This window comes from Psychrobacillus soli, assembly GCF_006861775.1.
Taxonomy (GTDB): Bacteria; Bacillota; Bacilli; order Bacillales_A; family Planococcaceae; genus Psychrobacillus; species Psychrobacillus soli.
Genome location: NZ_VDGG01000001.1, coordinates 203,692 through 205,988, shown reverse-complemented (window position 1 = coordinate 205,988; position 2,297 = coordinate 203,692). Strand labels below are relative to the sequence as shown.

General features: G+C 48.8%; 2 rRNA genes (1 of these 2 running past the window's edge). Both read left to right on the top strand.

The annotated features are described in order from the left end of the window. A 16S ribosomal RNA gene (locus FG383_RS21065) occupies positions 1–809 on the top strand; the annotation flags it as partial. A gap of 375 nt (positions 810–1,184) precedes the next feature. Next, a 23S ribosomal RNA gene (locus FG383_RS00935) occupies positions 1,185–2,297 on the top strand; it runs 1,692 nt beyond the window's last position.

Sequence of the window (2,297 nt, the reverse complement as noted above, 5' to 3'; positions counted from 1 at the left end):
CTAGAGATAGATCTTTCCCTTCGGGGACAGCGGTGACAGGTGGTGCATGGTTGTCGTCAGCTCGTGTCGTGAGATGTTGGGTTAAGTCCCGCAACGAGCGCAACCCTTGATCTTAGTTGCCAGCATTTAGTTGGGCACTCTAAGGTGACTGCCGGTGATAAACCGGAGGAAGGTGGGGATGACGTCAAATCATCATGCCCCTTATGACCTGGGCTACACACGTGCTACAATGGACGGTACAGAGGGTCGCAACCCNACTCAACCAACAGCCGGTCTAGAGATAGACTTTTCCCTTCGGGGACAGCGGTGACAGGTGGTGCATGGTTGTCGTCAGCTCGTGTCGTGAGATGTTGGGTTAAGTCCCGCAACGAGCGCAACCCTTGATCTTAGTTGCCAGCATTCAGTTGGGCACTCTAAGGTGACTGCCGGTGATAAACCGGAGGAAGGTGGGGATGACGTCAAATCATCATGCCCCTTATGACCTGGGCTACACACGTGCTACAATGGACGGTACAGAGGGTCGCAACCCCGCGAGGGTGAGCTAATCCCATAAAACCGTTCTCAGTTCGGATTGTAGGCTGCAACTCGCCTACATGAAGCCGGAATCGCTAGTAATCGTGGATCAGCATGCCACGGTGAATACGTTCCCGGGCCTTGTACACACCGCCCGTCACACCACGAGAGTTTGTAACACCCGAAGTCGGTGGGGTAACCCTTACGGGAGCCAGCCGCCGAAGGTGGGACAGATGATTGGGGTGAAGTCGTAACAAGGTAGCCGTATCGGAAGGTGCGGCTGGATCACCTCCTTTCTAAGGATAATTACGGAATACAGATCTTTATCTGTATCTTAACGTTTTGCAGTTCAGTTTTGAATGTTCATATACATATATGGGAATTCTAAGAGGGCCTATAGCTCAGCTGGTTAGAGCGCACGCCTGATAAGCGTGAGGTCGATGNAATCTTCATATAAAAATGAACATTCAAAACTGAACTGCAAAACGTTAAGATACAGATAAAGATCTGTATCTTAACGTTTTGCAGTTCAGTTTTGAATGTTCATTTTTATATGAAGATTCCAAACTTGTTCTTTGAAAACTGGATAAAACGACATTGAAACAATGAATACAAGAAATTCAATTTGTGATCACGTAGTGATCATGATGTGTAAGACTTTTTAACTTTTAGGTTAAGTTAATAAGGGCGCACGGTGAATGCCTTGGCACTAGGAGCCGAAGAAGGACGGCACTAACACCGATATGCTTCGGGGAGCTGTAAGTGAGCTTTGATCCGGAGATTTCCGAATGGGGAAACCCACTGTTCGTAATGGAGCAGTACATTTGCGTGAATACATAGCGCATCTGTGGCACACCCAGGGAACTGAAACATCTAAGTACCTGGAGGAAGAGAAAGAAAAATCGATTCCCTGAGTAGCGGCGAGCGAAACGGGAATAGCCCAAACCAAGAGGCTTGCCTCTTGGGGTTGTAGGACACTCAACATAGAGTTACAAAGGAATGAGTTAGACGAAGCGATCTGGAAAGGTCCGCAGGATAGGGTAAAAGCCCCGTAGTCAAAAGTTCATTCTCTCTTGAGTGTATCCTGAGTACGGCGGAACACGTGAAATTCCGTCGGAATCCGGGAGGACCATCTCCCAAGGCTAAATACTCCCTAGTGACCGATAGTGAACCAGTACCGTGAGGGAAAGGTGAAAAGCACCCCGGAAGGGGAGTGAAATAGATCCTGAAACCGTGTGCCTACAAGTAGTCAGAGCCCGTTAATGGGTGATGGCGTGCCTTTTGTAGAATGAACCGGCGAGTTACGATTACATGCAAGGTTAAGTTGAGAAGACGGAGCCGCAGCGAAAGCGAGTCTGAATAGGGCGAATGAGTATGTGGTCGTAGACCCGAAACCAGGTGATCTACCCATGTCCAGGATGAAGGTAAGGTAACACTTACTGGAGGTCCGAACCCACGTACGTTGAAAAGTGCGGGGATGAGGTGTGGGTAGCGGAGAAATTCCAATCGAACCTGGAGATAGCTGGTTCTCTCCGAAATAGCTTTAGGGCTAGCCTCAAACGTTAGAATCTTGGAGGTAGAGCACTGTTTGGACTAGGGGCCCATCCCGGGTTACCGAATTCAGACAAACTCCGAATGCCAATGATTTATGTTTGGGAGTCAGACTGCGAGTGATAAGATCCGTAGTCAAGAGGGAAACAGCCCAGACCACCAGCTAAGGTCCCCAAGTATTTGTTAAGTGGAAAAGGATGTGGCGTTGCTTAGACAACCAGGATGTTGGCTTA